At 71.9% G+C, this 26,223-nt stretch carries 28 protein-coding genes and 3 pseudogenes; 13 read left to right on the top strand and 18 right to left on the bottom strand.

Annotated elements, in window-relative coordinates; genetic code table 11:
- Positions 1-84: 84 nt before the first annotated feature.
- From ACFY6U_RS35025 to ACFY6U_RS35005, 5 genes are all read right to left on the bottom strand, one after another.
- Positions 85-522: a universal stress protein gene (locus ACFY6U_RS35025; protein ID WP_390044709.1), complete on the bottom strand. Its 438-nt coding sequence runs from the start codon at positions 520-522 to the stop codon at positions 85-87.
- 240 nt (positions 523-762) lie between these two features.
- A complete protein-coding gene (locus ACFY6U_RS35020; protein ID WP_390044707.1) occupies positions 763-1,620 on the bottom strand; it encodes a DMT family transporter in 858 nt (285 codons plus the stop codon).
- Between the two features lie 71 nt (positions 1,621-1,691).
- Entirely contained in the window at positions 1,692-2,612 is a 921-nt protein-coding gene (locus ACFY6U_RS35015) for an NADP-dependent oxidoreductase (protein ID WP_390044705.1), read from the bottom strand.
- A gap of 149 nt (positions 2,613-2,761) precedes the next feature.
- A complete protein-coding gene (locus ACFY6U_RS35010; RefSeq protein WP_390044703.1) occupies positions 2,762-3,736 on the bottom strand; it encodes a PfkB family carbohydrate kinase in 975 nt (324 codons plus the stop codon).
- Positions 3,733-4,083 (bottom strand): hypothetical protein, encoded by a 351-nt coding sequence (locus tag ACFY6U_RS35005; RefSeq protein WP_390044701.1) that lies wholly within the window; start codon positions 4,081-4,083, stop codon positions 3,733-3,735. The genes ACFY6U_RS35010 and ACFY6U_RS35005 overlap by 4 nt, the downstream gene beginning before the upstream one ends.
- 47 nt (positions 4,084-4,130) lie before the next feature.
- Here ACFY6U_RS35005 and ACFY6U_RS35000 point away from each other — a divergent pair, with 47 nt between their 5' ends.
- From ACFY6U_RS35000 to ACFY6U_RS34990, 3 genes are all read left to right on the top strand, one after another.
- Entirely contained in the window at positions 4,131-4,445 is a 315-nt protein-coding gene (locus ACFY6U_RS35000; RefSeq protein ID WP_390044993.1) for a Fur family transcriptional regulator, read from the top strand.
- Positions 4,446-4,656: 211 nt separating this feature from the next.
- Positions 4,657-5,892, top strand: coding sequence for an MFS transporter (locus tag ACFY6U_RS34995; RefSeq protein ID WP_390044699.1), 1,236 nt, complete (start codon positions 4,657-4,659; stop codon positions 5,890-5,892).
- Positions 5,893-6,095: 203 nt separating this feature from the next.
- On the top strand, positions 6,096-6,581 hold the full coding sequence (locus ACFY6U_RS34990; RefSeq protein ID WP_390044697.1) for a hemerythrin domain-containing protein: 486 nt from the start codon (positions 6,096-6,098) through the stop codon (positions 6,579-6,581).
- Between the two features lie 35 nt (positions 6,582-6,616).
- Here the strand turns inward: ACFY6U_RS34990 and ACFY6U_RS34985 are convergent, their stop codons facing one another.
- The 5 genes from ACFY6U_RS34985 to ACFY6U_RS34965 all read right to left on the bottom strand — a co-directional run bounded on the left by ACFY6U_RS34985 (position 6,617) and on the right by ACFY6U_RS34965 (position 11,783).
- Positions 6,617-7,594 carry a hypothetical protein gene (locus ACFY6U_RS34985; protein WP_390044695.1) on the bottom strand — a complete coding sequence of 326 codons (978 nt, stop codon included), beginning with the start codon at positions 7,592-7,594 and terminating at the stop codon, positions 6,617-6,619.
- Positions 7,595-7,697: 103 nt separating this feature from the next.
- Positions 7,698-9,419 (bottom strand): MFS transporter, encoded by a 1,722-nt coding sequence (locus ACFY6U_RS34980; RefSeq protein ID WP_390044693.1) that lies wholly within the window; start codon positions 9,417-9,419, stop codon positions 7,698-7,700.
- A gap of 83 nt (positions 9,420-9,502) precedes the next feature.
- Complete coding sequence (locus ACFY6U_RS34975) at positions 9,503-9,907, bottom strand: MarR family winged helix-turn-helix transcriptional regulator (protein ID WP_390044991.1); 405 nt, start codon at positions 9,905-9,907, stop codon at positions 9,503-9,505.
- Between the two features lie 161 nt (positions 9,908-10,068).
- Complete coding sequence (locus tag ACFY6U_RS34970) at positions 10,069-11,025, bottom strand: ornithine cyclodeaminase family protein (RefSeq protein ID WP_390044691.1); 957 nt, start codon at positions 11,023-11,025, stop codon at positions 10,069-10,071.
- On the bottom strand, positions 11,022-11,783 hold the full coding sequence (locus tag ACFY6U_RS34965; protein WP_390044689.1) for an IclR family transcriptional regulator: 762 nt from the start codon (positions 11,781-11,783) through the stop codon (positions 11,022-11,024). The genes ACFY6U_RS34970 and ACFY6U_RS34965 overlap by 4 nt, the downstream gene beginning before the upstream one ends.
- Positions 11,784-11,966: 183 nt before the next feature.
- Between ACFY6U_RS34965 and ACFY6U_RS34960 the strand changes: the two genes are divergently transcribed.
- Positions 11,967-13,280 carry an amidohydrolase family protein gene (locus ACFY6U_RS34960; protein ID WP_390044687.1) on the top strand — a complete coding sequence of 438 codons (1,314 nt, stop codon included), beginning with the start codon at positions 11,967-11,969 and terminating at the stop codon, positions 13,278-13,280.
- Positions 13,281-13,398: 118 nt separating this feature from the next.
- A complete protein-coding gene (locus tag ACFY6U_RS34955) occupies positions 13,399-13,776 on the top strand; it encodes a hypothetical protein (RefSeq protein ID WP_390045013.1) in 378 nt (125 codons plus the stop codon).
- Positions 13,777-13,793: 17 nt separating this feature from the next.
- On the opposite strand, the pseudogene ACFY6U_RS34950 reads toward ACFY6U_RS34955, so the two are convergent.
- Positions 13,794-14,153, bottom strand: a pseudogene (locus ACFY6U_RS34950) (TraM recognition domain-containing protein); the annotation flags it as partial.
- Here ACFY6U_RS34950 and ACFY6U_RS34945 point away from each other — a divergent pair.
- The 4 genes and pseudogenes from ACFY6U_RS34945 to ACFY6U_RS34930 all read left to right on the top strand — a co-directional run.
- Positions 14,154-14,435: pseudogene (locus tag ACFY6U_RS34945) on the top strand (DUF5994 family protein); the annotation flags it as partial.
- A 241-nt stretch (positions 14,436-14,676) separates the two neighbouring features.
- Entirely contained in the window at positions 14,677-14,976 is a 300-nt protein-coding gene (locus ACFY6U_RS34940) for a hypothetical protein (RefSeq protein ID WP_390044685.1), read from the top strand.
- A 171-nt stretch (positions 14,977-15,147) separates the two neighbouring features.
- On the top strand, positions 15,148-16,149 hold the full coding sequence (locus ACFY6U_RS34935; RefSeq protein WP_390044683.1) for an acyl-CoA desaturase: 1,002 nt from the start codon (positions 15,148-15,150) through the stop codon (positions 16,147-16,149).
- Positions 16,150-16,182: 33 nt separating this feature from the next.
- Positions 16,183-16,620, top strand: a complete 438-nt coding sequence (locus ACFY6U_RS34930; protein WP_390044681.1) for a DUF5994 family protein — start codon at positions 16,183-16,185, stop codon at positions 16,618-16,620.
- A gap of 682 nt (positions 16,621-17,302) precedes the next feature.
- Here the strand turns inward: ACFY6U_RS34930 and ACFY6U_RS34925 are convergent.
- Positions 17,303-17,596, bottom strand: a complete 294-nt coding sequence (locus ACFY6U_RS34925) for a hypothetical protein (RefSeq protein WP_390044680.1) — start codon at positions 17,594-17,596, stop codon at positions 17,303-17,305.
- Positions 17,593-17,934, bottom strand: coding sequence for a methyltransferase (locus ACFY6U_RS34920; protein WP_390044678.1), 342 nt, complete (start codon positions 17,932-17,934; stop codon positions 17,593-17,595). Before ACFY6U_RS34920 ends, ACFY6U_RS34925 begins: the two co-directional genes overlap by 4 nt.
- A 305-nt stretch (positions 17,935-18,239) precedes the next feature.
- Between ACFY6U_RS34920 and ACFY6U_RS34915 the strand changes: the two genes are divergently transcribed.
- Positions 18,240-18,728, top strand: a complete 489-nt coding sequence (locus tag ACFY6U_RS34915) for a flavin reductase family protein (protein WP_390044677.1) — start codon at positions 18,240-18,242, stop codon at positions 18,726-18,728.
- 704 nt (positions 18,729-19,432) lie between these two features.
- On the opposite strand, the gene ACFY6U_RS34910 is transcribed toward ACFY6U_RS34915, so the two are convergent.
- From ACFY6U_RS34910 to ACFY6U_RS34900, 3 genes are read right to left on the bottom strand one after another with little or no spacing between them, the layout of a single operon-like run.
- Positions 19,433-20,191: an ANTAR domain-containing protein gene (locus ACFY6U_RS34910; RefSeq protein WP_390044675.1), complete on the bottom strand. Its 759-nt coding sequence runs from the start codon at positions 20,189-20,191 to the stop codon at positions 19,433-19,435.
- A 5-nt stretch (positions 20,192-20,196) separates the two neighbouring features.
- Positions 20,197-20,922, bottom strand: coding sequence for a GAF and ANTAR domain-containing protein (locus ACFY6U_RS34905; protein WP_390044673.1), 726 nt, complete (start codon positions 20,920-20,922; stop codon positions 20,197-20,199).
- On the bottom strand, positions 20,919-21,245 hold the full coding sequence (locus tag ACFY6U_RS34900) for an STAS domain-containing protein (RefSeq protein WP_390044671.1): 327 nt from the start codon (positions 21,243-21,245) through the stop codon (positions 20,919-20,921). The genes ACFY6U_RS34905 and ACFY6U_RS34900 overlap by 4 nt, the downstream gene beginning before the upstream one ends.
- 541 nt (positions 21,246-21,786) lie before the next feature.
- Between ACFY6U_RS34900 and ACFY6U_RS34895 the strand changes: the two genes are divergently transcribed.
- Positions 21,787-22,260 carry a hemerythrin domain-containing protein gene (locus ACFY6U_RS34895; RefSeq protein WP_390044989.1) on the top strand — a complete coding sequence of 158 codons (474 nt, stop codon included), beginning with the start codon at positions 21,787-21,789 and terminating at the stop codon, positions 22,258-22,260.
- Between the two features lie 21 nt (positions 22,261-22,281).
- Here the strand turns inward: ACFY6U_RS34895 and ACFY6U_RS34890 are convergent.
- Positions 22,282-22,832 (bottom strand): annotated as a pseudogene (locus tag ACFY6U_RS34890) (MFS transporter); the annotation flags it as partial.
- Between the two features lie 44 nt (positions 22,833-22,876).
- On the opposite strand from ACFY6U_RS34890, the gene ACFY6U_RS34885 reads away from it, so the two are divergent.
- The gene (locus tag ACFY6U_RS34885; protein WP_390044987.1) at positions 22,877-23,632 is read left to right on the top strand and encodes an AraC family transcriptional regulator; all 756 of its coding nucleotides are present in this window, start codon (positions 22,877-22,879) and stop codon (positions 23,630-23,632) included.
- A 70-nt stretch (positions 23,633-23,702) separates the two neighbouring features.
- Here ACFY6U_RS34885 and ACFY6U_RS34880 read toward each other — a convergent pair whose 3' ends face one another.
- A complete protein-coding gene (locus ACFY6U_RS34880; RefSeq protein WP_390044985.1) occupies positions 23,703-25,058 on the bottom strand; it encodes an RICIN domain-containing protein in 1,356 nt (451 codons plus the stop codon).
- A 215-nt stretch (positions 25,059-25,273) separates the two neighbouring features.
- Here ACFY6U_RS34880 and ACFY6U_RS34875 point away from each other — a divergent pair, with 215 nt between their 5' ends.
- Positions 25,274-26,188 carry an amidohydrolase family protein gene (locus ACFY6U_RS34875; RefSeq protein ID WP_390044669.1) on the top strand — a complete coding sequence of 305 codons (915 nt, stop codon included), beginning with the start codon at positions 25,274-25,276 and terminating at the stop codon, positions 26,186-26,188.
- Positions 26,189-26,223 lie beyond the last annotated feature (35 nt).

Genomic DNA, 26,223 nt, shown 5'->3' with positions numbered 1-26,223 from the left:
CGGCCCGACGGCCCCGGGGCCCGCCGCGGACGACGAATCCGCAGCTGGCCCCGGGGCCGGTGGCCGGTGTCGGCCGGTGGCCGGTCAGACCTCGTCGTGGCCGTCCGGGGCCAGCAGGATCGCGGTGTTGGTGCGGTGCGCGACGGCGTCGCTGACCCGCGGGTCGAACAGCGCCTCGACGGAGCTCCGGTGGTGCGGGCTCAGGACGATGAGATCGGCCCCGAACTCCTCGGCGGTGTCGGCGATGGCGGTCGCGACCTGCGTGGTAAGCCCCCTGATCAAGGTCCCTTCAGCCTTGACGTCCTGCTCGCGCAGGGCCGTCAGCGCCTCGTCGAGGACCGCCTTGGCCTCGGCGTCCTCCTCCAGGGGCACGACCGCGGCGACGGAGGCGGCGGAGGCGATGACGTGTACGACGCGGACCTCGGCGTTCGTCAGCTTGGCCAGCTCGCCGGCCAGCCGCACGGCGGAGCGGCGGGCGGGGCTGGGATCGACGGCGACCAGGATGCGCTGGAACACGGACACTCTGTTTCCCCTTCCGGGGGCGTGGAAGGTCTACTCGGTGGTCAGGGACGCCGGATCACGGCGTGACGGGTCGGCGCGTCCGGCGCCGAACGAGTTCTTCCAACCCCACCATGTGATCATCTCACCAGTCGTCGGCGCGAGGGACGGCGGCCCGTGTAACAGCCACTGAACTGCCGAGAGCCGGGCGGTATCGGCCGGGATCGACCGGTCGGCCGGACCCGCGGTGGTCCTGCGGTCGCCTCATTGCATGACATCGACGAGGTGAGGCACGACCCGGGTCAGCCGGGTCACGCCCCACAGGATCAGACCGGCCCCGGCCACCTCGGGCAGCAGCCACCACCCGGTGCGGACCGACTCGTCGAACAGGGTGACGCCCAGCAGCAGACTCACCGCCGCATCGCCGATCGTCAGCGCCGGCTGGGAGGCGACGAGCGGACCGGCCTGCAGCGAGTTCTCCAGGAGCAGCAGCGCCGCGATCCCGGTGACCGCGAAGCCGTAGGTCTGCCAGGCGGTGAGAAACGCAGCCAGTCCGTCGTCGGCGAGACGGCCGGTGGCCGACTTCATGAGCGCGGCGGTCAGCGCGTTCCCGATCGCCGCACCCGTGGCCAGGGCCGCCGCGCGGAACAGCGGCGACGACGAGGACCGTACGAGCAGCACGGTGACGGCGATGGCGCCCAGGGTGAGAGCGAGGACCGGGATCCAGCGCTGCATGGACGCCTGCTGCCGGCCCCCGGACGGGGCCGCCGAGGCGAGCAGCAGGGCCAGGCCGGCCACCACCACGGCGATCGTCCGCCATCCCTCCGGACTCGGCCTGCGATGCATCAGCGGCACGGCGATCAGCAGCGCGAACGGCAGTTCCAGCATGAACAGCGGCTGGACCAGCGCCATCGGCCCGTTGACCAGGGCGAGCGCCTGGAAGACCGCGGCCCCCGCCACTCCGGCGATACCGACGGCCCAGGCCGGCCGCCGCATGAGCACCAGCAGCAGGCGCACTCCACTGCGGCCGGGCACGGTGGAGGCGGCCTTGCGCTGGAAGGCCGTGCCCGCCGCGTTGCTGACGGCACCCAGGACGGCGAAGAGCACGGCGATCACCACCATGGTTCCAGCATGCCCGCTGCGCCCCGCCCGCTCAGCCCGGGAGCGCCCGCCGCCGCCGGTACGGAGCGGGACTACGGCCGGAGCGCGATCTTGCCCTGGGCGTGTCCCCGTTCCAGGTCGCGGAAGGCGTCCCGCACCTGTTCCAGCGGGTAGACGCGGGCGACGGGGACGTCCAGCTCGCCCCGGGCGGCGAGCCGCGCGAGTTCACCGACGACGACCGCGGCCGCCGCCGAGCCCTCCCCGTAGGTCCGGGCGCCGACGCGCGCCGCGGCCGACCAGTCACGGATCGTGTTGATCCGTTCGGGCCGTACGCCCAGGTCCACGGCCATGTCCACGTAGCCGTCGCCGAAGGTGTCGATGAACGCGTCGACGTCCCTGCCCCCGGCGGCCTTCCGGATCCGCTCGGCCGCCCCCTCCCCGTAGACGACCGGGACGACGCCGTGGGCCGCCAGCCAGGCGTGGTTCGCCTCGCTCGCCAGCCCGACGACGGTGGCACCGCGCCGCCGCGCGAGCTGTACGGCGAGTGCCCCCACGCCGCCGGCCGCGCCGGACACCACGACGGTCTCCTCCGGCCGGGGGTCCACCGCGAACACGGTCGCGTACGCGGTGGTGCCGGCCACGTACAGCGATCCGGCCACCTCCCAGGGGAGTCCTTCGGGACGGGACACCAGGTTGACGTCCTCGGCCACGACGTACTCTGCGTGGCTCGCCCTGCCGTGGGTGAAGCCGAGGACCTCGTCGCCCACCGCGAAGCCGCGCACCTCGGGCCCGGCCGCCACCACGACGCCGGCCAGATCGCTGCCCTGCCCGGAGGGGAACGTCGCGGGCCAGCGCCCGTGCCGGGCACCCTCGCGGATCATCACCTCGCCGGGCTGGATCCCGGCCGCGCGGACCTCGACCAGCACCTGCCCGGGGCCCGGCACCGGCCGCTCGACCTCCTCCACCCGCAGCACATCGATCCCGCCGTACGCGTGGAACCGCACCGCCTTCATCGCGTGATCACCGTTCTTCCTCGCTGGGAGAAGCCCTGGCCGACGAGCCGCCGTCCGGCCACACACCGACCACGGCTTGGCGTTCAACGACCCGACGGCGCGACTCTCTTCCCGGAACCGGACGCGAAGTTCGCCAAGGCCCTGGCAATTCAGGCGAGTTGCCCGGCGAGCGGGTCGCCGGCCAGGAACACGGCCAGCTCTGCCCGGTCGGGCGCCGTGGCCGGGCCGCGACGGGTCACCGAGAGGGCCACCGCCGCGTCGGCCCCGCGCGCGGCCGTCAGCGCGTCGAACCCCTGGCCGAGCAGGGCGAGAAACGCCCCGACGTGCGCGTCGCCCGCGCCGTTGCCGTCCACCGCGGTGACCGGGAAACCCGGTACGTGCACGGGCTGCTGCCCGGGGGCGGCCGGCCGGCAGCCGTCCCTGTCGGCCCGGACGAGCGCTCCCGCCCCGGGGGCCAGCCGCTGCCCGAGGGCCGCCGCCGCGGTACGGGGATCCTCGTGCCCGGTCATGATGCGGGCGTCGCGGGCGTTCGCGCTGAGCCAGTCGGTGCGGGCCAGGACGGGGGCGAGGACGCTCTCGGGGATGTCGGCGACCAGGGGGCGCGGATCGAAGCAATCGAAGCAGAGGATGCTGTCGGCGGGCACCGCGGCGGTGAGGCCGGACAGCAGTGGGCCGTTGCCCGGCAGGGCCAGCCCGTAGCCGGAGAGCTGGACGAGGTCGCCCGGACGCAGCTGGGCCCCGACCGCGGCCATGTCGGCCGGCGCCAGCGTGGCCTCGGCTCCGAAGCTGGTCACGAAGGTGCGCTCGCCGCCGGAGTCCACCAGGGCCACCGTGAAGCCGGTGCCGCCGTCCGCGCGGGCGGGCAGCAGCGTCCCGATGTCCTCGGCGGCCACCGCCGCCCGGACCAGATCGCCGTGCGGTCGGGTCCCGTGCAGACCGGCGTGGACCGCCTCCGCGCCCAGCCGGCGGGCCGCCACCAGCGTGTTGAAACCGCCGCCCGCGGTCGTCACGGTACGGGTGCCGACGACGTCACCACCGCGTTCGGGCAGCGCGGGGATCTCGATCACCACGTCGGCGATCACGTTCCCGGCGAGCACGATCCGCCGGCTCGTCGACCGGTTCATCGGCCGGCTTCCTGGAGGCGGGCGGCGGCGGGTTCACCGCTGTCAAACCGGGCGGGTGTGCCGCGCCTGCCGCACAGGGCGTACACCGCCGCGGCGACGGCCGTCGAGACCGCCCAGCCGAGGCCGTTGACACCGAACCAGGTGTCGCTGAGGGGCCCCGCGAACCAGACGCCGTCCGCACTGGTCGAGGCCTTGGTGAAGAGCAGGCCGGCGACGATGGCGAGCGCCCAGCCGAGCACCGCGGGCAGCCGGAAGCCGCCCGAGCACCAGTAGGCGCTGGAACGGGTGGTGGCCATCAGGGCCTGAGGGTCGTAGGCGCGGCCGCGCAGCGAGTCCACCGCGATCACTCGGATCCAGGCCGAGATGCTCCACGGCGGCCGACCTCGAGACACGCATCGGCACGGACCGGGCCGAGGCCGGCGGACTCTCCCGGCAGGGCCTGTACAACGTGCTGGAAGACCTGACCAAGGCCCAACTGGTCCGCTGCATCGAGCCCGCCGGTTCACCCACCCGGTACGAACTGCGCGTCGGCGACAACCACCACCATCTCGTCTGCCGCCGGTGCGGCACGATCGAGGACGTCGACTGCAGCGTCGGCGCGGCACCGTGCCTCACCTCCGACGAGGACAAGGGATTAGGCGTCGACGAGGCCGAGATCACCTGGCGGGGACGGTGCGCGGAGTGCCGGCAGGCCACCGCACAGCAGTAGGCCCAGCCGGCACTCCCTCGCGTGACGCAGGTCACCCCGTCGCGTGGGCCCATCCAGGAATGCGCGCTCGCCGTATTCCGCTGCAACGTTCTCGGGGGTGGACTGGGCAAGGGCGCTCGGTGCGGTCGGCCACGGAAGGTGAAGAAACCATTCGCTTCCGTCCGGCCTCCCCTCCCGGACCCGCCGTCCCCGAAAGGTTCCCCCGCTCATCATGCCTCTGGCTCTGCTGGCCCTTGCCGTCGTCACCTTCGGCATCGGCACCACCGAGTTCGCCACCATGGGCCTGCTGCCCCAGATCGCGGACGGCGTCGGAGTGTCGGTGCCGCACGCCGGCAACCTCGTCTCGGCCTACGCCCTCGGTGTCGTCGTCGGCGCCCCCCTGCTGACCGGCATCGGCGCCCGCGTGCCCCACAAGCGGCTGCTGCTCCTGCTGACCGGGCTCTTCGTGGTGGGCAACACGGCGTCCGCGCTCGCCCCGAACTTCGGCCTGCTGTTCGCCGCCCGCTTCCTGGCCGGACTGCCGCACGGCGCCCTCTTCGGCGTGGGCGCCGTCGTCGCCTCGCGGCTGGTGGCCTCCGACCGCGCGGCACGCGCCGTCTCCCGGGTCTTCCTCGGCCTCACCATCGCCAACATCGTCGGCGTCCCCGCCGGCACCGCCCTCGGCCAGCACCTGGGCTGGCGGTACGCCTACTGCGCGGTCGCCGTCATCGGCCTCGTGGCGCTCCTCGCCCTCGCCCTGCTCGTACCCCACCAGCCGCGCGGCCCGCAGGCGGGCATCCGGCAGGAACTGCGTGCGATGGGCAACCGGCAGGTCTTCATCGGCCTGGCCACCGCCGTCGTCGGGTTCGGCGGCTTCTTCGCCGTCTACAGCTATCTCGTCCCCATGCTGACGCACCTGACGGGCCTCTCCGACTCGTCGACCACCTGGGTCCTCGCCCTCTACGGCGTCGGTATGACCGCCGGCACCCTGGTCGCCGGCCCCCTCACCGACCGCGCCCTGCGCTCCACTCTGTACGCAGGGATCATCCTGCTGGGCGCCGCGCTGGTGACGTTCTACTTCACCGTCCACAGCACGGTGCCGGCCCTGGTGACGGTCACCTTCATCGGCGCGATGGGCGCGCTCATCACCACCCCCGTCCAGATGCTGCTGATGATCAACGCGAAGGACGCCCCGACGATGGCGGCGGCCTCCAACCACTCCGCCTTCAACATGGCCAACGCGGCCGGTGCCTGGCTCGGCGGCCTGGTCATCTCGGCGGGCTGGGGCTGGGCGGCACCCAACCTGGTCGGCGCGCTCCTCGCCGCGGCCGGCCTCGGCCTGGCCGTCACCGGCGGCCGCCTGGACCGCGGCAACCGCCCCTCCAAGGTGGTCACCGGCCAGGAAACCGCGGAGCCGGCCCGGCCCGCCGCACCCACCCAGGGCGTGACCGGGCCGAACCGGGGCTGACCTTCTCGTCCGAGGCGGTCCGGCAGCACGGCGGCCTGACGGCCCGCACCCACGTGTGTCGCCCGCGCCGTCACGGCGCTGCCGCTGGAACGGCAATCGTGCTTGCCGTTCCACCGCGTCGCATGATCGTATGGCGGCAGCATCGCGTGCCGGTGACGGTCTGCGTCAGGCATGGAGGTGCGGAAGCGAAGGGGCCGCCTTCCGTGGCTTCCCGTGACGGCGACCGCGCGGTCGCCCTGAGCCGGCAACTTGCGCGAGCGCATGAAGAACTGCGTCGCCAGATCCGTGAGATCAGGACAGGCCTGGGACACCGTCGTTCGGGTGACGACGTGCTGCTCACTCATTGCCTGGCTTTCTGCAACGCGTTGTCCTCGCACCATGAGGGGGAGGACAACGGGATGTTCTCCCAACTGCTCCGAGAACGCCCGGATCTTGCCGCGACGGTCGCGAATCTCGTCGAGGACTATGGACTGATCGCCTCGATCCTGTCCCGGGTGAGGGAACTCGCCGACGGGGCTGCCGAACCGCGTGGTTCAACCCTGGAGGCGATCGGGCGCGAACTCGACGGATTGGCGGCGATCATGGAATCCCACTTCCGGTACGAGGAGCGGACGATCACTGAGGCGCTCGACGGCCGAACGCCTGACACCGGCTGGCCCGACATGGTGTTCGGGTTCGGTATGCGATGACTCCACGCCGGACCGGGGCACCCACCCGGGCTTGGTCAGCCGGCCTCCGCCTCTGAGACCAGCACATCGATCGCCCCACGCAGCGCGGCCAGTTCGGCCGGTGCGGGATCGGCAGGCTCGTGCGGCACCTGCGCGGCGGGGTTCACCACGGAGGTGGTGCCCTCAGGGCCGGGGGCACCCGCGGCGCGGGCAAGAAGTGCGCTCACGTCGGGCAGCGGGGCTCCGAAGCAGTCGCCGAGCCCCCGTAGTGCGGTCGCGAGCGGAGGCGCCGGGAAGGGGAAGTCCGCGGGGAGCAGCCCGGCCTGGAGGGTGTGGTCGTCGCCGCGGAAGTCCAGGACCCAGTCCTCCCAGCGCGGCAACGGCCAGTCGTGAACGCCGGCCACGGTCTGCACCGCCCACAGTGAGACGGTGCGGGCCTGCGGGTCGAAATGGACACCGCCGTGCGGCATGTCCGTGAGCGCAGGAGTGGCTGACGACGCGGCGACCAGGTCGACCAGGCGGGGGCCGCCGGCGAGGTGCTCGACGGGCTCCCAGTCGCTGCCCCACGCGCGGACGCTTCCGTCGGGCAGCCGCAGGGAGACGACGGAGGAGGGCTCGGTGTACTCGCTGGCCGCGAACCCGGAAGGCTCGAAGGTCTCGAACCAGCCCGGCGTACGGGTCAGGTCCCTGCCGAGGCCCAGGTGGTGGGTCAGGTCACCCATGCCGTCGTGCGCGAAGCGGACGTCCCAGCCGGGCCATGTCCGCGCCAGTACGGAGCGGGCGGCGAGGTGGTCGGCCCAGTCGCCCGCGTAGGCGAACCAGAGCAGGATCCGGCGGTCGTGGTCGACGAGTGCCGCACCCTCGCACCACACGTCGTCGAGCCATTCGTCGATCTCCCGGTTGGCGCGGAAGCAGCGGGTCGCCGCGGCCGGGCCGGGCAGCAGATCCTGGACCACCCGGTTGGCGGCCCAGTGTGAGTAGTACCGCTGCCAGGCGCCGTTCTCGACCACCACGTACTGCGCTCGTGCTCCCATGAGCAGCGAGGCTAGCTCCGCTGCAGGACGGGCGCCGAACGAATTTCGGGCGACCGGCTCAACCGCACGCCTTCCTGCGACAGTACGGTCGGCCGCCCCCGGATCAGGCGGGCCGTTCGCGGAGTTCGACGAGCGTCGACGCGGTCAGCGGAAGCGGCGCGTCGGCCGGGTCGACCAGGACGACCGTGCAGGTCGCGGCGTGGGCGAGCGCGGTGGTGAGGCTGCCGTCGGCGAACTGGGCGAGCGGTCCGCGCGGTGAGCGGCCGACGGCGACGGCGCGGGCGTGGACCTCGGCCGCATGCCGGGCGAGGACCCGGCCTGCGGCGGCGTGGTCGCCGACGCTGTCCAGGATCTGGCCGGTGGCGGCGAACCCCTGGGCGGCGAGCCGGTCGAGATGGGCGACGACCGCGGCCCGGGCCTCATCGGGGGTCTCGGTGTCCGCCGCCAACTCCTCCACGACGGCGGTCCGCTGGACGTGCACCACCTCCAACGGACTGCCGGTGTCCCGTGCGAGCCGGGCGGCGGCGTCCACGACGGCCGCGGCCCGCCCGTGGGCGCCGACGGCCACGACGACCGGGGCCGTGCCGGGCGCGGTCTGCCGCCCGACGGGCGTGAGCGCGGGGACGGCCGGCTCGCCTCCGGCCAGGCGGGCCTCCGCGTCCCGCAGCAGCCGGTGCCCGCTGGCCAGCACCGGGATCGCGAGCAGGAAGGTGCAGGCGCCCAGGTAGAACGGCACGCTCAGGTCGGTCGCGTCGGCCAGCTTCCCGGCGACGTAAGGGGCCAGGCCGCCGCCGATGAACCGCAGGAAGCCGTAGGCGGAGGAGGCGACGGGACGCTCGACCGGCGAGACGACCATCACCGCCTGGGTGGTGAGCGTGTTGTTGACGCCGATGAAGATGCCGCTGACGATCACCGCGACGATCACGACCGTCGGCGTGCCGACGCCCGCGGCGATGACGGCCATCACCGCGCCGAGGCCGACGAGGTTGGCGTACAGCACGGGTGCGGTGCCGAAGCGGGCCTGCAGACGCGGTGCGAAGAAGACGCTGAACGCGGCCACCAGCAGCCCCCAGCCGGTGAAGACGAGCCCCAGCTGATGGGCGCTCAGCTCCATCGGATAGGGCGCGTAGCCGAGCATCGTGAAGAAGCCCCAGTTGTACAGCAGGGCCATGATGCCCATGGTCAGCAGGCCACGGTGACGCAACGCCGTGATCGGCGCCAGCGGCGAGGTACGGCGTTCCGGCCTGGGCAGCGCCGGCACGAAGGCCAGCGTCGCGACGAGCGCGATCGCCATCAGGACGGCGACACCGAAGAACGGCCCCCGCCAGCTGATGCCGCCCAACTCGCCGCCCAGCAGCGGGCCGACGGCTATACCGAGGCCGAGGGCGGTCTCGTAGAGGATGATCGCCCCGGCGAAGCCGCCGCTGGCCGAGGCGACGATGACGGCCAGCGAGGTGGCGATGAACAGGGCGTTGCCCAGCCCCCACCCGGCCCGGAAACCGACGATGCCGTTGATCGAGCCGGAGGCGCCGGCCAGCGCGGCGAAGACGACGATGATCGCGAGACCGGTGACGAGGGTGCGCTTGGCACCGATCCGGCTGGACACCCAGCCGACGATCAGCATCGCGACCGCGGTCACGATCAGGTAGCTGCTGAACAGCAGCGATACCTGGCTGGGCGAGGCGTGCAGGCTGTCGGCCAGCGCGGGCAGGATCGGGTCCACCAGGCCGATGCCCATGAAAGAGATCACGCAGGCGAACGCCACGGCCCACACGGCCTTCGGCTGCCTGAAGGGGCTCGCGGCCCTCTGGTGCGGTGCACTCATCAACGGTCCTCTCTCCGGATGCGGACGGACGGGACGGAGGCGGAAGGGTGTCTCTCCTGGAGGCGCGCAGGTCGGGTTGCGCCTCAGCCGCGTGCCCGGCGCTCCTCGATCACGCGGGCCAGGGCGGGCAGGGCGAGCCGTACGGCCCGTTGTTCGGGCCCGGTCAGTTCCTCGACCAGTTCCTGAAGGGCGTGGGTGCGCTCGGCGCGGCGCTGCCGGAAGACGTCGAGGCCGGTCGCGGTGATCTCCACGAGGACCCCCCGGCCGTCGGTGCTGTCGGCGTTGCGCGCCACCAGCCCCGCGCGCTCCAGCCGGCCGATGAGCTGGGTCATCCCCGGCTGCGAGACGCCTTCGGCGCGGGCCAGTTCGGTCAGTCGCAGCGGACCCTCCCGGCCCAGCCGGGCCAGCGCCGAGGAGGCGGCGGTACTCAGGCCGCCGGCGGTGGCGCTGTGCCGTACATGCCGTACCAACTGCTCGACGGCGGCCATCAGCTGCTCCGGTGCCCCGGCGAGACCCGCCTCGCCGCCCGGTCGGCCGTCGGCGGCCCGCTCCTCGACCCGGTCGTCCATAATCACATTATGCATCTAGATGTACTGTGAAACAAAGGGTGGGGGAGGGGCTTCTCCCGGCAGGGCGGTCCCGGTGACCGTCACAGGTCGACGCGTACCCCCAACCCCCGTGCCCTTGCCGCGTCGTAGGCCACCCGGACCGCCGCCACATCCAGCGCGGCGTGCCCGGTGGACTTGAAGACCGTGAGCGCCCCGGTGTCACCGTCCCGCCCCGGGTGGTCGCCGGCGAGGACGGAGCCGAGGAGGGCGGGGGACCGCCCCGGGGGCAGGTCCTGGAGTTCGTGCGCGCCCGCCGGCGGCGGCGATGCGGCCGCGCCGGTCCACTCGGCGAACAGGGCCGCGTCCCGGACCGTGCCGGGATCCAGTTCGGGGCCCTGCGAGCCGCCGACCGAGGAGACATGGACGCCGGGGGAGAGCCACTCCCTGCGGACGACGGGAGCGGTGGCGCCGGTGCAGCAGAACACCACGTCGGCCGTGCGCACGGCGTCCTCGATGCCCGTGGCGACCCGCGCACCCGGGAACAGCACGGCCGCCTCACCCGCCCGCACCGGGTCGCGGCCCGCCACGGCGACCTCCGCCTGCGGCCGGACGGCGGCGAGGAGCGCCAACTGGGCCCGCGCCTGCGCCCCCGTCCCCACCACCGCCACCCGGCCGAGACCGGGCCGTGCGGCCAGGGCCAGCGCACTGTGTGTGGCGGACGCGGCCGTCCGGACTTCGGTGAGCGCCTCGGCGTCCACGAGTGCGAGAGCCCGCCCGTCATGCTCGTCGAACAGGACCACGAGCCCGCGGTGGAAACTCCGTCCGGGGTGCTCCGGATCGGCGGTCACGGTCACCAGCTTCGCGGCCAGGCCCAGCCCGCCGACGTACCCGGGCATCGCGCCGAGCAGGCCGGCCGGCGTCAGGGCGGCGATCCGCGGCGGAACGGAGACCTCGCCACGGGCGACGGCGACGAGCGCCCGGCCCACCGCGTCGAGCACGGCGGCCGGCTCCAGCGCCGCGGCCGTCTGCCGGCGGTCCAGCACCAGCACACCGCTCATCGGCCCGCCTCCGCTCCGTCGGCGGTCAGCGCCGCCACCAGTTCATCGGAAGCCACGGTCAACTCCCGTTCCACGGCGGCCAGTTTCGGGCCGTCGAACTCGGCCTCCGGCCCCACGACCGTCAGCGCGCACACCGGCGCCCCAGCGGCGGGCACGACCGCGCGGCTGACGGAAGCCACCAGTTTGTCGTTACGGCCGTGCTCGACGGCGATACCCGTCCGCGCGACCTCGGCCAACTCCCGCGTGAGGTCGGCGTCGTCATCGGGCAGCCTGCCCAGCCACCGCTTCCGCGCCTCCGGTTCGAGCGCGGCGACCAGGGCCAGTGGCCCGGCGAACCGTCGTACGGGCAGCAGCTCGCCCCGCAGATGGCTGATCATGGCGAGCCGTTCGGGTCTGACCACGTCGATCACCCGGCCGCCGCCCTCCTCCAGCACCTGGAGGTTCACCATCATCGAGGTCCTGGCCGACAACCGCTCCAGCACCGGACGGGCCAGCGCGGTCAGCGAGTTGCCCGCGGCCGACGCGGACATCCGCAGCACGGCGGCGCCCGGCAGGTACCGGTCGCCGGCCCGCAGCACCCAGCCCCGCCGGACCAGGTCGAGCAGGATCCGGTACGCCGTGGCGCGGTGCAGCCCGACCTCGGCCGCGAGATCGGTCAGCCGCACGGGCTGCGGCGCGCGCGAGACGGCCTCGACCAGGTCGAGGGCCTTGTCCACGGCCGACCGGGGCGGCCCCGGGGCGACGGGTGCGTCGGGCATGACGGCGGCTCTTCCCTCTCGGCCCCGGTGCCGCGCTGCGCGGCCCGGCGCGTCCTGTCCGGTACGGGCCCTTGCGGCGGTCCACCGGCTGCAGAGTACAGTTACCTGGGTTTTCACCACACGATACAGCTGTTACGTACCACGTAACAAAGCAGCACAGCCTCAGCGGACCGAAGGGTGACCATGACCGACCTGCCCCCGGGCGCCCCCACCCCCTGGGCCGCTCCACCCGCCGGAACCGTCACGGTCTACCGCGGCGCCACCCTCTTCGACGGCACCGGCGGCCCGCTCCGGCCGAACACCACGATCGTCACCGACGGCGCCCGGCTGCACACCGTCACCGGCGACGCCGACCCGCTGCCCCCGCACGCCGCCGACGCCCCCCAGGTCGACCTCGACGGACGGTTCGTCCTCCCCGGCCTCATCGACACCCACCAGCACCTGGCCACCCCGCCCGACCGCCCCGTCGCCGAAGCGGTCCTCCGGCGCCTGGTGAACGGCGGGGTCACCGCCGTCCGCGACATGGCCGACGACCTGCGCCACATCGGCGACCTCGCCCGGGCCACCCTGGTCGGCGAGATCCCCGGCCCCGACATCCGCTACGCCGCCCTCATGGCCGGGCCCTCCTTCTTCGACGACCCCCGCACCCACGAGGTCTCCCGCGGCGCCGTACCCGGCGCCGTCCCCTGGATGCAGGCCGTCACCCCCGACACCGACCTGGCGATCGCCGTCGCCCTCGCCCGCGGCACCCACGCCGCCGCGATCAAGGTCTACGCCGACCTGGACGCCGCGACCGTCGCCGCCGTCACCGCCGAGGCACACCGCCAGGGCATCGCCGTCTGGGCACACGCCACCGTCTTCCCGGCCGCGCCCGGCGAGGTCGTCGCAGCGGGCGTCGACAGCGTCTCCCACGTCACCCTGCTCGCCTTCGAGGACCCCACCGAGCCGCTGAGCAGCTACAAGACCAAACCGCCGGTCGACCACGACCGTTTCGCCGCGGGCGACGACCCGAAACTGGCCGCCCTCTTCGCCGAGATGCGCCGCCGCGGCACGGTCCTGGACGCCACCGCGTCCATGTGGGCCAGCGACGAACTCCGGGGCGACAGCGCCGAGTCCGCCGAACGGGCCGCCCGCAACGCCGAGTTGGCCGCCGCCGTCACCGCCCAGGCGTACCGCGCCGGAGTCGATGTCTGCACCGGCACCGACCACGAGACCGACCCCGCCGACCCCTTCCCCGCCCTGTACGGCGAACTCGCCTTCCTCGTCGACCGCTGCGGCGTCCCCGCCGCCCACGTCCTGCGCTCGGCCACCCTCGTCGGCGCCCGCGCCGCCGGCACCGAGGCGGACATGGGCACCGTCGAACCCGGCAAGCTCGCCAACTTCGCCGTCCTGGACGAGAACCCCCTCCACGACATCGGCAACCTGCGCACCATCACGTACACCGTCAGACGCGGACACCGCTTCGACCGCGCCGAGTTCGAGAAGGACGCCCAGTGACCGACGCCGACACCGCCTCCGGCCGCCCCGTGATCGTCAACGCCCTGGGCCAGCTCGACAACAACTCGCGGTCGACGCCCACGCGATCGCCGACGCCCACGCCTCCGGCCTGACCGCCGTGAACATCACCCTCGGCTACACCATGGACGACCTGCCGCCGTACGAGCACACCCTCGCCGAGATCGCCGTCTGGGACCGGTTCATCGAGGCACACCCGGCCGACCTGCTCACGGTCCGCACCACCGCCGACATCCACGGCGCCTCGATGGTGTGGGACATGAGCCCGAACACGGCGACGCCGGCCCGCTCGTGTGCGTCCGGGGCGGTTTCGGGCGGCAGGATGAAAATGGGCCGGTCGTGGTGCCGGCGTGTTTCTCCGGGAGATGACCAGGTGACCGTGCGAGCACCGAGAGGGAGCGCCGGTGACGGGTGGAGACGGCTGGCGCCGAATCGGCAGCGGTGCATGTGCGGGCCGAACCGAACTGGAGGCAAGTGAGGACGCGCGGTGGGGCAGGCGGCGATGTCGCAGTCGCCCTGGCGAGGCGTTTGCTTGGCGACAGCGCGGGCGGTGATGGCCTTCGTCGCGTGGGCGGAGGCGGCGGCCAGGGCGTCGGCGCCGGGTTCGAGGTACCACGTGCCCTCGGGCAGGGCGCGGATCGCGCCCGCGGGAAGGGTCCGTTCCTGCCGCATCGACGTCGAGGTGGACTCACCCTATTCGGAGACGGAGGTGGACGTGGTTTCCGCGCCGTGGTCGCCGATGAGACGGGAGAGCCTGTCGGCGAAGTCCGGGTCATCGATTTCGCTGCCGATGACCTTGATGGTGCTCGAGGACCACATGGCGTCCGTGCCGACGTCGCCCCAGACCTTCTGGCCGCATGGGATGAACTTCCCACGCGCCTGGTCATCGACGACCAGGTCGTCCATTTCGACTCCTTCCCGGTCGGTGATGACACCGTCCTGATCACTCGGGGCGACCAGGACCACTCCTCCCTTCTCGTGGTCCCGCCGCACGCGACACCCGACGCCGCCCTTGCCGCGATGGCCAGGGCCGTCCGAGCCGACGACGTCACCCATGCCGCACAGATCCTCATCGCCACCGGCACCCATCAGGCACACCCGATCCCCGCGGAGGACCCTCGGACCGGCGGGAAACGCCACGAGCCCGAGGATGACCTCTGGAGGTCCGGGCGCCCGGCAGGGCTGTCTTTGCCGTCATCGGGCGCCGGCCGACGGCTTCGGCGGACACCGCACCACTTCAGGTGTGTCGGCGCGGCTGTCCCGAGCGGCAGGAGTAAGCTGAAAAAGTCGAGGGCACGTCGTACGCCGGTGTTCAGACCGGTCTCGTCCTCGTCGTACGAGAGATGTGGGCCGCTCAGGTCCGGGCAGGTTCCGCCCTGTGACATCCGAAGCCCCGCACCGCCCATCCCGTCCCGAGGCCGCGCACGAGCCGAGTGGGCAGGGCCGGGTGGAGGTTCGCCTGGTCTCCGCCGACCCCGAAGCGGCCCGACGCGTCGCGGACGCGCTTCGGGTGCTGTTCGCCGGCGATGAGCAGCGCAGCTATCCTGCGGGCCCCTCGGGCACCGGGACGCGGTTGCACCTCACACTGGACGCCTCGCGCGCCGCCGGTCCGCTCGGCTCCTGGCTCGACTCGAGCAGACCGCCCGACGATCGCACCCACCCGGGCGAGACGGCCTGAGGGACCCGCCGCCCCCTGTCCACGTCCTCACCAGCCCAAGCCCCTGTGGCTCCCGTATCCACCGTCCGTGCGACTCGCATCCGCTCTCAGCGATGCGGTACGCAGTCACCGTCGAAGAGGCGCAGCCCAAGACCCCGGCCGCACTGTCGTCACCGAGGTCAAGGACCGCGCATGTCTCTCCGTATCCCCCGTTCCCCGTCCGCCGTCCCGCCGGACGGCTCCCCGCCGTCCCCGGAGTACGAGGGGAGGGCACCCTTCCCGCGCGAGGGAACGGCTGCCGAGCGCACCGGCAGCGAGCGGCTGTCCCTGGCGATCACGGCGTTGATCGTCTTTCTCCCGTTCCTGGCAGTCGGTCTGGCCGTCTGGCTGTCGTGGGGGCGCGTGATCCATCCCGTCGATGTCCTGCTCGCCGCGCTGCTCTACGCAGTCACGGGCCTGGGCGTCACGGTCGGCTTCCACCGTGGTCTGACCCACGGCAGCTACCGGGCCGTACGGCCGCTGCGCATCGCGCTCGCGGTGGCCGGGTCCATGAGCTTCCAGGGGGACGTGATCGGCTGGGTCGCCACCCATCGCCGCCATCACGCCTTCACCGACCGGCCGGGCGACCCTCACTCTCCGTATCGCTACGGCACGTCTGTGTGCGGTCACCTGCGGGGACTTGTGGATGCCCACGTCGGCTGGTTGTTCCGCAACGACCCCACGTCCGCGACGGGTTACGCTCCCGATCTGCTGGCTGACCGTGACATCCGGGCCGTGTCCCGGGCCTTCCCGGCCCTGTGTGTGCTCACCCTCGCGCTGCCCTTCGCCGTGGGGTGGCTGATCGGCGGCAGCTGGGTGTCCGCCCTGACCGCCCTGCTGTGGGCGGGACTTGTCCGCATCGCCCTGCTCCACCACGTGACGTGGAGCGTGAACTCTCTCTGCCATGTGATCGGTGAGCGCCCGTTCCGTACCCGTCGCCACGACCGCGCCACCAACCTGTGGCCCCTGGCCCTGATCTCGTTCGGCGAGAGCTGGCACAACCTGCACCACGCCGATCCCACCTGTGCCCGGCACGGCGTCGACCGCGGCCAGCTCGATCCGTCCGCCGCCTTGATCCGCTTCTTCGAATGTCTCGGTTGGGTCAGGGACGTGCGCTGGCCCACCCCGGACCGTATCGCCGCCCGCCGCGTGTGAACCCGAGCGACCGCATCCCCTTCAGGAGTTTCCATGACACTCGCCCCACCGCCCCCGCTCTCCTCGACGTCCGCCGTCCGCCTGCGCCTGGCGTCCCAGCCGGCACAGGGCCACATGGCCCGGCGCATCGACGGCGTCTGGTGGCCCCACTCGCCCGATCTGGCGTCCGAACTGCCCAGGCTGCTGGGCGGCCTGCCGCACGCCTGGGGACAGATCACCAGCGCCCTTGTGGATGAGGCCGTATGGTCCGCGTTCCCGGCTCGGCTGCTCGTCGCCAACCAGGTCGTACGCCTGCGCCGGACGACCACCCAGCGCTCCCCGTCCATCGTCTGCCTGCTGGCGCCCGGCCGCGGCCGGTGGGACCTGCTGGTGGTGCCGCCCGCCGCCACGGTCGCGGAGGTCGGGCGGCTCATGGAGAGTATGTCCACCGTTGTGAAGGACAGCGTGGGCTTGGGAGTCGCAGTCCGTTGACGGTGGCCGCCGGACCGCCCCCGGGTCCGCACTCCGCGTGTCGGCCTGGGGTGTTGTCACCGGATCCCGCATGGCAGGCTCCATGTGCACGGTCCTGGGCCGGCCGCGCTGCCCGGACGGGGAGTCTGGTCGGACCGGCGTGGGAGTATGCCGGTGTGACCGAGGGTATTTCGTGCACCGGCTTCCATGTCGCTGTCACTTTCGGCGATCTGATCACGCCGGGCCGGTTCCGGTCGGCCCGGAGCAGGGTTCGCGTCATGACTGCGACCGTTTCCCTCACGCCGATCCCCGGCAGCACGCGCTGCCTCACGTCATTCCGGATCTCTTGCGCTCCCCTCGGGTCCTCGCCGACGGCCGTGCTCGATCCGCTGTCGGCGCTGCTCACCGGGGGCCCGTGCCCGCGCGCCGAGAAGACCACGAAGTCCGCGATCCCGCGGCACGCCCGCAGATCCCGGCCGTTTCCGCTCCGCCGACGGCGAGGTGAGGGCCGTGCGCACTCCAGTGGCGGCCACCGGGGCCACAGCCGTCGGAGCCCGGACCGGCACACCGCAGACTTCTCCCGGCTGAGCCGGGCCGACACACCAGAGCCTCAACAGCAGCCCGGGACCCCGGCCGCATCTCAGACGACAGGCCGGGGTCCTCCCGTGCCGTGTGCTTCCCGGACCGCTCGGGTCCGGGACCGTCATCGTTCGGCACGGATGATCACCAGCTCTTCCTTCTCCTCGCCGGCGTCGACGAGCCCCCGCTCTCGCAGCCACGCCCCGCGCGAGCGGAGCACCGGACCGAACGGCACGAGACGCCGGTCGATCACCCGGGCTTGGAGTCCCGACCGCTCCAACGCGGCCAGGGTCGGTGCGATGCCGCACAGCGCGGAGTGCACGAGCAGTAGCACACCGCCGGGAACCAGTGACGTGTGCGCGCGGCGGCAGATCCGGTCCAGCAGGAGGCGTCCGTCGGCACCCGCATCCCACGTCACCGCGGTGTGGTGGCAGCGCGGGACGGACCCGGGGGCGCGGGGACATAGGGCGGATTGCTCACGACCAGGTCGAACCTGCGGCCGGCAACCGGGCCGAACAGATCACCGTGGAGGACTTCGACGGGCAGTCGCGTGAGCCGGGCGTTGAACCGGGTGGCCAGGACCGCCCGGGAGGTCCTGTCGAAGGCGGTGACGTGGGCGCCCCGCCGGGCGGCGGCCAGCGCGAGGGCACCGGCACCGGATCCCATGTCCAGGACAGCGGCCCCCGCGCAGACGCGCTCCCGGTAGAGAGCCCGGGTCGACAACACGGTGTCGTGCTGGGGGCGTACACCCGCCACGGGGCCAGCACCGAGTCGCCCGCGCTGTCGTTCCGGGTCGTCGTGTCAATCACATGTACATCTCGCAGCCCGCGCCCCGAGCGTGTCACCGGACTCACTCGTCGGGTGGCTCGATATGAGGGGGCGCCTCACGGGCGAGCCTCGCAGGGCACACCCGACCCATGCGTCACTGTTCCGAGTGCCCGGCGAATTGGACCTCACACGGCATAGCGGACACTTCGATGATCATCCGGGCGCCGCAGGGGCACACCGACAGGGCGCGGAGTGACCCGATGTCCGATCTCTTGAAGCGGGAGCCAGCTACCGTGACCGATCTTGATCCCTTCACCGACCTGCTCGACTATCCGATGTACGTCGTGACCGCGGTGGCCGATGGGGAAAGAGCCGGCTGCCTGGTCGGATTCGCCTCGCAGTGCTCGATCCGGCCAGCCCGGTTCATGGTCTGGCTGTCCAAAGCCAACCGGACGTACCAGGTCGCCGAGCGTGCCGAACGTCTGGCGGTCCATCTCCTCCGCCGCGACCGGAACCGGCTGGCCCGGCTCTTCGGCGGCGAGACCGGCGACCGCACCGACAAGTTCACGCACATCCCGTGGCATCCAGGACCGGGCGGATCGCTGATCCTCGACGAGGCCCCCGCCTGGTTCGTCGGTCGCGTGGAGAACCGGATCGACGGCGGCGACCACGTCGGTTTCCTGCTCGCTCCGGAGGCGGCGGACAACCCTTCGGGCACCAGAAGCCCGCTGCTGACGCTGAACGACACCCATGACATCACCCCAGGCCACCCGGCGGACTGAGCCGGCCGAGTGTAACTGGGCGGCACCGAGTCAGATCAGCCGGCGGCCACCTGTCGACGAGCGGGTCAGTGACGCGGTTGCGGTTGCTCGGTCGTTCGGCCACTCCGCCGCGACCAGGACCAGTCGGTCCGGCCTTTCGATGGCGGGACTGGCGACCACGCCGGCGAGTTCAAGTTCACCGGTGCCCCCTGACACTTCGGACCGGGCGGGTCTCTGGTTCACGACGCGGCCCCGGCCTGGTAGGTCGGTCGTGTGGAGAGCCTGAGCGACGGCGGCTACAGGCGATGTGAGTGGTCTCTGTTCCAGATCCCCACGCATCGCCTGAACTCGCGCCCCCGGGCACGCGAGAGCCCCGGGGCTCGTCAAGGAGTCCCGGGGCCATGGTGCACCAATTCCCCGTCCACGCGTACGGGCTCGTAGCGGGATCTTTTTGAGGCGCCCCGGCCGGGCGTGGCTGGTGTCATGATTCGGCGGTCCGTGGTGTGTGGTTACCCGGCCGATCGAAGCGTGAACGACGACTGGTGGGCGCCGACGGGACGGCACCGGGCGCGGTACGCGGCTTCATGGTCACGGCGCCGACGTGGTGTCGTCGCTTGGCATCTGCGGAGCGCGCCTCCGGCCGGCGTCCACCGTGCCCAGGCGCAAGCAGGCCGGCGATCGCCCCTCGGCGCGGCGGGAACGATCGGTGGACGAGCTCGGCAGGTTCAGCTGTCCGTTTGCGTTGCCCGCGGGGGAAAGGCGCGGATCGTGTCGGTGCCCTGCGTGCCGCCGGCGATGGCCCGGGCGAGTTCGGAGAGTTTGCGGTGGTGGGCGCGAGCGTACGCGCGGAAGATGCCGAACGCCTCGTCGATGGGCATCTGCCATCGCTCGGCAAGGATGCCCTTGACCTGCTCGATGACGATACGGCTGTTGAGGGCGTACTGGAGCTGGTCGCGCTCGGCCTCGCTGTGGGCGAGCGTGCGCTGTTGAAGGATGGCGATGGTCGCCACGTCGGCGAGAGCCTGGGCGAGGGAGAGGTCCTGTTCGGCCAGCGGCGCGGGCCCCGCCCTGAACAGGCTGAGCGCGCCGATGACCCGTCCGCGCAGCCGCAGCGGCAGGGCGTTGGTGGAGACGAAACCGGTGTCCTGGGCGCTGCGGGCGAACTGTGGCCACCTGGTGGTCGCCGTGGGGTCGGTGAGGCTGACGTTGATCCGCGGCAGGCCGTCGTGGTAGCAGTCGACGCAGGGGCCCTGCTCGTGCTGGAGGGCGAAAAGTTCCAGCAGCCGGGTGTGTTCGTCGGAAGCGGCGAGAACGTGGAGCTTGTCGTTCTCGTCCGCGAGCAGGATGCCGACGGCGGCGACATCCAGCAGTTCCATGCAGTGCACGGACAGCTTCTGCAGGAAGTCGATGACGTCGAAGTCGTCGATCAGGGAGTCGGCCACCTCGACGAAGACTTCGGTGAGTTGATGTTCACGGGTTGCCATCGAGATCAGTCCTCGTCTTCGTCTTCGGTGACGTTCGTCGGGTGCGGGTCGGGTTCGAGCCGCAGCCGCCTGTCCACGACGTCCCGGGCTGTGTCGGTGAGGGTGCGGCTGTTGCCGTAGGCGTAGGCACGGAGCCGCAGCAGAGCCTCCGCCAGGGTTACGGAAAGCTGGACGCTGACCATGCCGGTCGCCTGGTGGAGGACCGCCTGATGCAGTACCGGGGCAACCAGGTCCTGGTTCTCCGCGGCCGACAGCAGCGGGCTCCCGAGATCCAGGACGCGCTTCGTCAGGGCGACGGCCAGTACGTTGACATCGTCGCCCTGCAGGGGTGTCAGGTGCCCTGGGGTCCTTCTGACCAGGGTCAGCACGCCCAGTGTGATGGCACCGATGTGCAGGGGGAAGCAGAACACGGCCCGAACGTTCAGGGCGGACCCCTCGACGAGGAGGGCGGGCCAGCGGTCCTCTCTCACGCGGCCCAGATCGGGCACGCGCACCGCGATGCCGTCGGCCAGGCAGTCCGGCCCCGGTCCGTATCCGAGGGTGAGCTGCAGGTCCTCGAAGTCACGCGAGAGGCTGCCCGAGGACCAGAGGATCTCCGTCCCTCCTGGTGCGTTGCCCGCGCTGACCGCAATCCCGTCCACAGCGAGCAGCTCAGCCGCATCCGCCGCCACGTCCGGCCACTCCTCGGTTTGAAGCAGCCGCAGGATCTCCGCCATCCGATCGCTGATCATGCGACTTCGCCGGACGGCTGAGCTGTCTCGGCTGCAGGCTGTTCAACGCCCGACTCCTCTTCTGCCAGGAGGAATCCCGTGCCCGTGAGGTCCAGGAGCCGACTCACGACCGGGGCTGGATGGTGCAGCCGCAGCTCGCCATCCGAGGCGGCCAGGTGCTGGGAGACTTCGAGGAAGACGTTCAGACCGCTGGCGTCGCAGAATCCGACGGCGGCGAGATCGACGTCGATCTCCGTCATCCTGTTGGCCAGACATGTCGCCAGGGCGGCGCCGACGGCAGGAACGGTGGTCCGATCGATCTCACCCTCCAGGAAGACGGTCACCCGGCCATCGCCTCGGTACCGGATCATCGTATGCACAAATTGCACAGCGCCTCGGCTTTCCCGCCCGTACCGAAGCCACCGCAGAGGCTGCATCCGTGCAGGCGCGCTCGAAAGGTGAGCAGCGAGTTCGCCGACGGACCGGTGCTACCGCCGGTAGGAGACCACCTGAGCACACAACAGGGAAGCTGGTCCGCTTGCCGAAGGACGACGCCGTCTGTCGACGGGGGCGCCGGGATCAAGAACGCACCTTCAGCCTACGCCGCGTCGAGTTCGGCGCACAGCAGTTCGCTTTCACTTCGCAACCCGCGGCGTACCCGCAGCCGGGACATGGTGTGGACGTGCACTTTGACTGGCGGTGATTACGTTCAGTAATCAACTGTATTCACGACATGACAGTACGCCGCAAAAGGCGCGCTTCGGATGAGTCGGACGCACTGCCGGGCGTAACCGGAGCGTGGGAGCCGATCGGCTTTCGGTATTTCCACCAGCGAAAACTCCCCGCTCTCTTGCGGGACGTCCCGGACAACGCGAAGGCGGGCCCATGGACGCGATTGTGCTGCTCAAGGACGACCACCAGACGGTCGAGAAGCTGTTCAAGGAGTTCGAGCAGGCCGGGGACCGTGCCTACAAGACCAGGCGAAAGATCGCCGACTGGGTGATCGAGGAGCTGACGGTCCACGCCTGGATCGAGGAGGAGATCTTCTACCCCGCCGCGCGTGCCGCCGTGCCGGACACCACCGACCACGTACTGGAGAGCGTCGAGGAACATCACGTCGTCCTGCGGATGCTCTCCGAACTGGCGGGCCCAGACCCCGAAGACGAACGGTTCGACGCCAAGATGACCGTTCTCATCGAGAACGTGCGGCACCACGTCGAGGAGGAAGAGAAGGAGTGGTTCCCCAAGGTCCGCTCCGCTCTCGGCCACAGCCGGCTGGGCGAACTGGGCGAGCGACTCGCCGCCGCCGAGCCCGACGCTCCTCACGACCCGCTCCGGGTGCCCAGCGCGCACGAATGACCTCCACGGGGCGGCCCGGGGGCCCGGGCTCCGCAGTTCGCGCAGCACCGGCAGGCACAGCGCGGCACCGGCCAGCGCCGGTATCACCAGCAACGGCGTCCAGCGCAGCCCGCAGCCCGCCACCACGGCACCCACCATCAGCGGGGCCAGTGCGAAGCCGATGTTGCCGCCGGTGGCGAACACCGCCATCGCACCGTGGCTGCCCCGGCTGGCGAGCCGCGCGACCCGGGCGGACTCGGGGTGGTAGGCGGCCACGCCGATCCCGGACAGCGCCGTGAACACGAGGGTCAGGGCATAGGAGTCGCCCAGCCCGCTGAACGCCACCCCCGCACCGCCGAGCAGGGTGCTCACCGGCAGCAGCCAGGGCAGCGGCCGGCGGTCGGTGACCGCCCGAACAGCGGCTGCGCCACCGACGAAAGCACGGATGCGGCCAGTACGACCCCGGAGGCGACCGCGTACGCATACCCGCGCTCGGCGACGAAGAACGGCAGCAGCGCCGCGACGTCGCCCTGGTAGATGTCGACACGGCCATGGCCGACGGAGAGCAGAGTGATCGACGAGTTCCTTCGCACCCCGCCATGCTCCGGGCCGGGCCGCCTGTCGCGCTTCCGGTCATCTGCCAAGTGAGACGGGAATCCGCCACGAGGCCGTCGCGCCGACCCGGACCCGCTGGCTCGCCGCCGGCCACGAGGTCGACGCCCACCGCCACGACGACCACCAGATCGTCTACGCGGGCCGCGGCGTGCTGGCCGTGACGACCGGCGCGGTTGCCCGGGGCGCCCCGGGCAACCGCGCCATCTGGGTGCCGGCCGGCACCGTCCACGCACACCGGGCCTACGGCGAACTCGAACTCCACTTCGTCGGACTGCCCGCCGCCGAGAACCCGCTCGCGCTCGACACCCCCACCGTGCTCGCCGTCGGGCCGCTGCTGCGCGAGCTGATCATCGCCTACACCCGCGACGAGGACGACGACAGCCCGGAACGGGCCCGCCTGCGTGCCGTCCTGCTCGACCGGCTGCAGGCCTCACCGCAGCAGCCGCTGCACCTGCCCGCCCCCACCGCACCCCTGCTCCGCGAGGTGTGCGCGATCCTGCGGGCCGCCCCGGCCGACGGCCGCACCCTCAGGGAACTCGGCCGTACGGTCGGCGCCGGCGACCGCACCCTCTCCCGGCTCTTCCGCGCCGACCTCGGCATGACCTTCCCGCAGTGGCGCACCCAGCTGCGCCTTCAGCACGCCCTGGTCCTGCTCGCCGACCGGATGCCGGTGACGGCGGTGGCCCACGCCTGCGGCTGTTCGTCGGCCAGCGCCTTCATCGACGCCTTCCGCCGCGCCTTCGGCCACACCCCGGGCTCCCACCGCGACGGCCCCTGAGCCGGACGTGCCCGGTCCCGGCCGGGCGGGGCGGGGCGAGGGCCCACCCGCCGCCTCGCCCGGCCCGCGCTCACTGTCCGGGTGCGAGGACGTACGTGTTCAGGCTGCCCACCGTGCTCAGCGGCGTGGGCGACCCGGTGTCGTACCGGTCCACGGCCACGTAGTTGGGCTTCTTCCGGGCGGCGGGAGTGCAGAAGTTCTGCGCCCGGTTGAGGATCTTGCCGTTGTCGGTGGCGGCGGTGCCGGCGATGGGATAGTCCCGGAAGTGGTTCATCACGAACAGCGGGTGGAAGGCGGACGAGTCCGTGGTCAGCGGTCTGTCGGTGCCCCATCGGCTGTAGCAGGACCAGTCGGAGTCACCGAGGCCGCCGCCCATGGACCAGTAGTTCTCCACGGTCCACTCGCGCTGGTACATCACACCGAACGTGTCGCGGGTGGCATACCCGTTGGCGGTGTCGCTCGCCCGGGTCCGGTCGCTGAAGACCAGCAACTGCTTGCCGCGGGCCGCGAGGTCGGCCATGGTGGGCCAGCCCTTGGTGGCGACGCCCTCCTGGTCGGGCCGGTACAGCACGTCGTACAGGCCGTTGACGGAGGCGAGGGAGGACTTCAGCACGTCGGAGGAGGCGTAGTCCTCCAGGAACACGGTGGCGAACTGGCCGGGGTTGGCCTTGAGGAAGTCCACGATGCGCTGGAGGTCGGTGGCGAGCGGGACCGGGTTGCTCACGCCGGAGCAGCTGTTGTGGCACAGCACGGCCTGCCCGGAGACCGTGTAGTCGTCGAGCATGAAGCCCCGCACGCCGTCGGACAGTTGCCGGCTGATGCCGTAGTTCTGGTTGGGGAACAGGTTGACCGGGAAGGACGCGAAGTTGCCGTCCGAGCCGTTGGCGAAGGCGTTGTGGGCGGTCAGGAACGTGACCTGGTCGAGGGTGCGGGTGTCGGCGGAGGGCATCGCGGTGGTGGCGTAGGAGACCGGGGTGAGGTACCAGCGGGCGAGGTCACCGGAGGAGCCGACCTGTACGGCGCCGGAGTCCGAGGAGGAGCCGGTGAGGTACTGCGAGGTGCCGGGGACGGTGACGGAGTAGGTGCCGTCGGCGCCGGCGGTGATCGTCCAGGTGGTGCCGTCCGTACCGCAGGCGGCGGTGACCGCGGTGGTGCCGCTGCGTCCCAGGCAGGTGCCGGACTCGTCGGCGTTCTGGAGCTGGTAGCCACCGCTGACCGCGACGGCGGTCCACTGCTGGTGGTCCTCGTTGCCCTTGGGGTTGTGCGCGGCGACGGTGCCGCCGCTGTCGGCGGCGTTGAGACCGGTGACGTAGTTCTGGAGGTAGACCGAGGAGGCGGGGACCGCGGCCGACGCGGTGCCCGGGAGGAACGCGGGCGCCGACAGGGCGAGGACGGCGGAACAGCACAGGACGCGCAGGGGGCGCAGACGCACGGGATATCCCTTCGCTGTGACACGAGTTGCCGAAGGTGGCAGAGCCATGACTTACCCGCTGGTAGGTGTGGAGCGCCAGTGCTGTCGCCTGAATTCCGCATCAATCAAAGAAACTTGACGCTTCGTCACCACTGCGCCGGTCCCGGTCCGCGCCCGGCCGATGCGGCTGGGGCTGGACTCGTCGCTCCCCGGCACCGATCGTTGGCGGTATGAACGATCACCGCACGGCCCCCGCCACCTCCGCCGTCCCCGCCGAACCTGAGGCGATCCGGCTCTTCAGGGAACGGCTCGGCCTGGCCGGGCTGATCGACGTCCACACCCACTTCATGCCCGAGCGGGTCCTGCACAAGGTCTGGAACTACTTCGACGCGAACGGACCGCTGATCGGCGACCTCGCGTGGCCCATCACCTACCGGAAGGAGGAGGCGGAACGCACCGCTCTCCTCAGGGAGTTCGGCGTCCGGTCCTTCACCTCGATGCTCTACCCGCACAAGCCCGGCATGGCGGTCTGGCTGAACGCGTGGGCCGCCGACTTCGCCGGACGTACCCCCGACTGCCTGCACACGGCGACCCTCTTCCCCGAACAGGGCGTCGAGACGTACGTCCGGGCGGCCGTCGAGGCCGGCGCCCGGGTGTTCAAGGCGCACGTGCAGGTGGGCGGGTACGACCCGGCCGACGAACTCCTCGACGGGGCCTGGGGTCTGCTGGCCGACGCCGGGATTCCCGTCGTGATCCACTGCGGCTCCGGTCCCGCCCCCGGCAAGCACACCGGTCCCGGTCCGGTCGCGCGGGTACTGGCCCGCCATCCGAGGCTGCGGCTGATCATCGCGCACATGGGGATGCCGGAGTACGAGGAGTTCGCCGGCCTCGCCGAGCGGTACGGGGAGGTGCGGCTGGACACCACGATGGCCTTCACGGACTTCACCGAGCGGTTCATGCCGTTCCCGCCCCGGGCGCTGCCCCGGATCGCCGCTCTGGGCGACCGCGTCCTGCTCGGCTCCGACTTCCCCAACATCCCGTACCCCTACGTGCACCAGCTCCACGCCCTGGAGCGGCTGGAGCTCGGCGAGGAGTGGCTGCGCGCGGTGTGCCACGACAATGCGGCACGCCTGTTCGGGCTGTGACCGTCATCCGTCCGCCGCGGGGCGCAGTGGCGGGC

It is taken from the genome of Streptomyces sp. NPDC013157 (assembly GCF_042899865.1).
In the GTDB taxonomy this organism is placed as follows: Bacteria; Actinomycetota; Actinomycetes; order Streptomycetales; family Streptomycetaceae; genus Streptomyces.
Note: the sequence above shows the minus strand (reverse complement) of the source record. Positions and strands in the feature narration are given on the sequence as shown.